This is a genomic window from Bradyrhizobium sp. P5_C11_2 (assembly GCF_054049755.1).
Window position 1 is genome coordinate 1 of sequence record NZ_JBFULT010000553.1, and the last position, 5,023, is coordinate 5,023.

9 protein-coding genes are annotated in these 5,023 nt (G+C 62.5%); 5 read left to right on the forward strand and 4 right to left on the reverse strand.

Going from position 1 to position 5,023, the window contains the following annotated elements; all coding sequences use genetic code 11:
• On the forward strand, nt 1–219 hold a 219-nt coding region (locus ACXJL8_RS33740), incomplete at its 5' end, for a zinc-binding dehydrogenase (protein ID WP_456686350.1).
• A gap of 40 nt (nt 220–259) precedes the next feature.
• On the opposite strand, the gene ACXJL8_RS33745 is transcribed toward ACXJL8_RS33740, so the two are convergent.
• Together ACXJL8_RS33745 and ACXJL8_RS33750 are read right to left on the reverse strand one after the other, a co-directional pair.
• Nucleotides 260–535 (reverse strand): hypothetical protein, encoded by a 276-nt coding sequence (locus ACXJL8_RS33745; protein WP_456623292.1) that lies wholly within the window; start codon nt 533–535, stop codon nt 260–262.
• A 110-nt stretch (nt 536–645) separates the two neighbouring features.
• Nucleotides 646–1,254, reverse strand: coding sequence for a S24 family peptidase (locus ACXJL8_RS33750; RefSeq protein ID WP_018644790.1), 609 nt, complete (start codon nt 1,252–1,254; stop codon nt 646–648).
• A 168-nt stretch (nt 1,255–1,422) separates the two neighbouring features.
• Between ACXJL8_RS33750 and ACXJL8_RS33755 the strand changes: the two genes are divergently transcribed.
• The gene (locus ACXJL8_RS33755; RefSeq protein ID WP_456623293.1) at nt 1,423–1,956 is read left to right on the forward strand and encodes a GcrA family cell cycle regulator; all 534 of its coding nucleotides are present in this window, start codon (nt 1,423–1,425) and stop codon (nt 1,954–1,956) included.
• 47 nt (nt 1,957–2,003) lie between these two features.
• Nucleotides 2,004–2,579, forward strand: coding sequence for a hypothetical protein (locus tag ACXJL8_RS33760; RefSeq protein ID WP_456623294.1), 576 nt, complete (start codon nt 2,004–2,006; stop codon nt 2,577–2,579).
• Between the two features lie 43 nt (nt 2,580–2,622).
• Here ACXJL8_RS33760 and ACXJL8_RS33765 read toward each other — a convergent pair whose 3' ends face one another.
• Entirely contained in the window at nt 2,623–2,979 is a 357-nt protein-coding gene (locus ACXJL8_RS33765) for a hypothetical protein (RefSeq protein WP_456623295.1), read from the reverse strand.
• 920 nt (nt 2,980–3,899) lie between these two features.
• Between ACXJL8_RS33765 and ACXJL8_RS33770 the strand changes: the two genes are divergently transcribed.
• Both ACXJL8_RS33770 and ACXJL8_RS33775 read left to right on the forward strand, forming a co-directional pair.
• On the forward strand, nt 3,900–4,085 hold the full coding sequence (locus ACXJL8_RS33770; RefSeq protein ID WP_456623296.1) for a hypothetical protein: 186 nt from the start codon (nt 3,900–3,902) through the stop codon (nt 4,083–4,085).
• 150 nt (nt 4,086–4,235) lie between these two features.
• On the forward strand, nt 4,236–4,577 hold the full coding sequence (locus tag ACXJL8_RS33775) for a phasin (protein ID WP_456686351.1): 342 nt from the start codon (nt 4,236–4,238) through the stop codon (nt 4,575–4,577).
• Between the two features lie 210 nt (nt 4,578–4,787).
• Here ACXJL8_RS33775 and ACXJL8_RS33780 read toward each other — a convergent pair.
• Nucleotides 4,788–5,023: transposase (locus ACXJL8_RS33780; protein ID WP_456622571.1), on the reverse strand; the 236-nt coding region annotated here is incomplete at its 5' end.

The following is a 5,023-nucleotide window of genomic DNA, read 5'->3' on the forward strand; positions in this document are numbered from 1 at the left end:
GCGCAGAAGGGCTCGCTCTACGTCACGAGACCGACGCTCTTCACCTACGCCGCCAAGCGCGAGAGCCTGGTCGCGATGGCAAACGAGCTGTTTGACGTCGTCAAGTCGGGCGCGGTCAAGATCGAAGTGCACCAGACCTATCCGCTGAAGGATGCGGCCAAGGCGCACGCCGACCTCGCCGCGCGCAAGACCACGGGCTCGACCGTGCTCACGGTGTGATCTCCGACCGGGCGGTGGCGCAGGCCCGCCCGGGCCCGCGTCACGTCCGTTCGTGCTTGCGCAGATCGCGAGCGTGATCGAGCTGGGCGGCCTGAAGATCGATATCCTCAGGCGGAATAGTGGGGAGGGCGGCCTCGGCCAGGACGGACTCGGTCACATCCTCGACCGATCTGTCCACGATCTCGTGAACGAAAGAGATGTTGCCGTACTCCCCCGAGGCGATGCGGGAAATGACCTCGCGCCGGGTGATCTCGGGATCGACGATCGCCTCGCGGCCGCGCCGCCCATAGTCGATCATCACGACGAAATACTGCATGGAAAGATCCTGCCGCGCTCCCATGGTCGGGCGCGCGACAGAGTATTTCCGAAAAACGGAATCAAGTCAAGCTTGATTTCATAAAATCCGAAGCTGGTCCGGGCCTGCGGCTACTTGCCCTTCTTGCGCGGGCGCGCCGACTTGGCGCGCAGCCGCTCGAGCTGGCCCTTGGGCATCGACAGGCAAATTTCCCCGACCCAATCGAGCTTCACGCCGACGATCGGCTTGGCATTGAAACTGGTGAGATTGACGACGGAGGGGGATTTGCCCCGCTCGATGGTCTTCAGGTAGCGCTCCCCGGTCTTGAGCCGAACCACGGCCTCCTCGCCGTAGAAGCTCGACAGCGGATGGCGCTGGTCCTTGTAGACCACGATCACGTCGCCGCTCTCGTATTTGGGCAGCATCGAATCGCCGACGATCTCGAAGGCGACGGTCTCTTCCATGATCGGGAAGGGCAACGCGATATCGCCGAGCCCCTCCGGCGGAACCTGTTCATAGTCCGGCTCGATCACCGCGCCGGCGCCAACCCGACCCATGATCGGGGCAAGATTGAGCTCGAGATATTCCATGATCGGAATGATTTCCGAGGCCTTCACCAGACGCTCGCCGCCAAGGATTTCCGACACCGCGCCCGGGCGCACGCCCATGGCCGCGGCCAGGCCGCCCTTGCTCTTGCCTGTCTTTTCCAGGCCCCGCTCGATCATTGCAACGTCCAACATGGTGATTCCCTCGCTTACCCATCGCCTTGCCTCTTGTAATTCGAAATTCGGAATTATTGCAATTATGAATATCAGAATTTCTGGTTGACTTTGGTTTCGGAATACCGGAATGTGAGTTCCGTCATCCGGCCGTGAGGGTCGGCACATGGCGCATCACAGGACTGCAGCATGGAACCGGGCCATTGGTCGTCGGAGCACTCCGACGCGCTTCGCGACTATTTTCTCAAGGGGATGTCCTATGCGGAGATCGGAAGGGAGATTAACGCAAGGTTTGGAACGGCTTACACGCGCAATGCGGTGGTCGGTCGCGCCAAGCGGCTCGGACTTGCGGTGCCAACACGGATGACAAGTCCGTCGATCGTGCCGTCCTCGACCGGCGTGCACTGTCTGCTCTCGCCGCGTCATGCAACGTTGCCGTATCTTAGCTCGCCGCCGGAATCCGCGCTGAAGCCGTCCGCGCCTGTCAAGTTGCGCTGTGTCGGCGTCCGGCCGCGCCTGATCTCTCTGGTTGAGCTCGAACCGGGCGACTGCCGCTATCCCTATGGCGGCGACCGGGACGGGGAGGAGATCGCCTTCTGCGGTCATCCGCGCCAGTCAGGCTGCAGCTATTGCGCGGCCCATCTCCGCCTGGCTCGCAGACCTGGAAACGCCTCCGCGCGCAACACGGGTCCTGTCGTGCTGAGGCTCGTCTCCGCCGCCTGACGGATCGGCCACCCGTTCAATCGTCTACTTTTGCAGGGAGTATCCGAGTGGCACGTGCTCGACGCAACAAATCCTACAAGTTGGCAAATATCTACGACCGGCGATCGCGCGAACTGCCGTTCAATGGCGAGGTGGCGGAGATCGAGGTCGACAATCCCCTGGCGCTCGATCCAGGCGAGAGGATCGTCGCTCTGCGCTCCGTCCGCGGTGATCCGCTCGGCCGGTTGCATTCGCATCACCAGATCGACGAGGCGCAATACCGCGGCGGCCGCGCATTCCAGAGCGACTGGGAAAGAGCGGAGCGGGGGCCTCAGGCGGTGGATCCGACCCGCGAATATGTCGACGGCGCGGGCACGCGCGAGCCCGTCACCGAAAGCCAGCGCCAGGCGGTGCTGCGGCTGAACCGGGTCGAGCGCGAGCTTGGCACCGACGGCGCCGCGCTGGTGCACGACGTGCTGGTGCTGGGCCTGACCATGGACCAGATCGGACAGCGCCGCGCCGTCCGCACCCAGCGCTGGAATGACTATTTTGCGCGGCGCTTTCGCGAATGCCTCGATCGGCTGGCGCTGATCTACGGTCTCGCGACGGAAGCCACGGTACAGCGCCCCGTGTCGCGTCGATGATCGGGGGCGCCGGCGGCTTTCGTCGCCGGCGCGCCGCCGCCCCTTACGGGTGCGGGACGATCTGGTAGGGCGTCGTGTACGGCTCGACGCGGAGCGAGGCGTTGGCGAGGAGGCCGATCTTGGCGCTCGGCGCCTGCTGCAATTCGCCGCTCGGGCCGCGATGCACGTTGTATTGCCAGACGGTGAGATCGCCCTTCTGCGCCAGCGCGTGCGCAACCGCGCTCGCATCGTTGCCGCCGAGCGCCTGAAGCTCTTCCGCCGACAATCCAATGATGATCTCGTCCTTGATGGTCACGATCTTGAAGAGGTTCATCTTGGTCTCCTGCGCCCATGCGCCCTGTATCGAGAAGGTGAGAAGCGCGACCGCGGCGCCCTTGATGAGATCGCAGCGAGAAAGCATGCCGTCGTCCTTTGGTGCTGACGCGCGCCCGAATCGAAGAGTCCGTCAGCCATGGCGCCCGTGGTCTGCGTGGCCGTTTCGCAACAGCTTGGTCGCTCGATCTTGAACAACGGTTCATGGGCGGAAATATACCGGACACGATGAACCTTGATGCGGAGCGCCTCGTTCKAGCCCGACAGCTCAAGGGACCCGTCAGATGAAATTTGCCGGCGCCTTTTGCTTTCTCGTGTTGCTGGGCACGGGAGGCACCGCGGTGGCCGCGATCCGTTCTACCGATACCGGCCGATGGGCAAGGCGGTCGTCCTGAAAGCGCGAGAGATATCAGGCCCGCGCCCCCTTTGCCTGCGCAAAGCTGCGAGATGCGGCGTGCCGGCAAGAAAGTCGATCCCAAGGTGCTTGCCCTGTCGCTCGGCTTCGGCGGCGCCCCCAATCAAGGCGGTGGAGACCGGCTGCGCGAGCGACTTTCACTTTGTCGACGATACAACCGCCGAGGCCGGACTCAACAATTACGTGTATAAGCTGAAGAAGGGCTAGTTCTGCCAATCTCCGTTCACGGCGGAAACACGGCGAAACGCTGTGCCGATTGACAGCGGTCAAGGCCGTGTGCGTGATTGATGCCGCTTCTTGACGCAGGTGGGTGACGGCGGTCCATATTCCTGTTATCCGGAATTGCCATGGTGCGATGCAGATGAAGCATCGCTGCGCCGACGGTTGGGCTTGCCGAAGGGGTTGTTCCTTGTCATAATTGCAACCTCTCGGGTTGAGCCCGTCCGCTCGGATGTGCAGTTCAGCGTGCTAACCCGCCGGGGTGCCCTGGCCGAAAGCTCGCCGTCGCCATGGTGCCCGGTTATGGCGTTCGGTTCTCGAGCGGGGGTTCTACGTCAGATCGCGAAAGCCGATCCTTGTCATAGGTGCGAGAGATGAAAAACATCAATTTCGCGGCTGAACTGCACCTCAAGCTCGGCGCGCCTGCAAGCAGCACCGTCGAAAGTCTGCGCCTGCTGCGCGCGTTTCTGAAGCTCGCGCCTCGGCAGCGTTTCGAGGTCATCAAGCTGGTCGAAGACCTCTCTACTGACGAATCCATCCCCGAACATCCCCTGTCGTGAGGTCGGCCGGCGCACCGCCGCCATACCGCTCCCCAAGCGCTGGTCCTGCTGCACTGCGGTCCATCCGGTTGCGTCTGCCGCCTGGTCTGACCGCTGGAAGCCGGTCCGGCAAATGTGATAGTCAGTAGAAAAAAGGGGAGGACAGCGACCATGATCGAACCGAAGCTCGAAGTTCCGGCCGAACTGCGCGACTTGGCCGAGAAGACGATCGACCAAGCGGAAAAGGCGTTCGGCATGTTTTTCGATGCCGCCACCAAATCGATGACGTCGGTTCCAGGAGCGGGCACGGACGTGTCGAAACAGGCGCTCGCCTTTACCGAGCAGAACATGAAGGCTGCGTTCGAGCACGCCCGCAAGCTCGTTCACGCCACCGACCTTCAGGAAGCCATGYGGATCCAGTCCGAATTCCTGCGCAGCCAGTTCACCAATGCCGGGGATCACATGCGGCAGATGACCGGCAACTTCATGCAACCCGGCAAAGGCAAGTCCTGATCGTCGCGGAGCTGCCGCCTGCTCACAAATTGGCCTTGCTTGGCGGCGAGATACGCATTTCAATTCCGGGGCAGGTCCATGATGGGCCACCGGGTGAGTTCCATTCGCCGTCCATCATCCTTTCTGCTGATCCCTGTCGGTTCTCCGGCAGGGATTTGCATTTTGTGGGGCAAGCGTCGCGATTGGTCGGCGCCGGACTAGGGTCCGGACTCAATTGATCCACCAAGTGATTGCAGCGGCCAGAAGGATTGCGGACAGGAAGATGTCTGCGCGCTTGTCGTATCGGGTTGCGATGCGGCGGAAGTCCTTGAGACGGCAGAACATCCGCTCGATAACGTTGCGACCTTTGTAAGCGGTTTTGTCGTAGCGATGCGGATGCTTGCGGGTCGGATTTGGCGGGATCACGGCCTTGATACGGCGTGCGGCCAGTTCGTCGCGCAAGCTCC

Coding starts and splice junctions, on each gene's coding strand:
- ACXJL8_RS33755 (WP_456623293.1), top strand. CDS start 1,423: ATGGAACCGGGCCATTGGTCGTCGGAGCACTCCGACGCGCTTCGCGAC.
- ACXJL8_RS33750 (WP_018644790.1), bottom strand. CDS start 1,254: ATGTTGGACGTTGCAATGATCGAGCGGGGCCTGGAAAAGACAGGCAAG.
- ACXJL8_RS33770 (WP_456623296.1), top strand. CDS start 3,900: ATGAAAAACATCAATTTCGCGGCTGAACTGCACCTCAAGCTCGGCGCG.
- ACXJL8_RS33765 (WP_456623295.1), bottom strand. CDS start 2,979: ATGCTTTCTCGCTGCGATCTCATCAAGGGCGCCGCGGTCGCGCTTCTC.
- ACXJL8_RS33745 (WP_456623292.1), bottom strand. CDS start 535: ATGCAGTATTTCGTCGTGATGATCGACTATGGGCGGCGCGGCCGCGAG.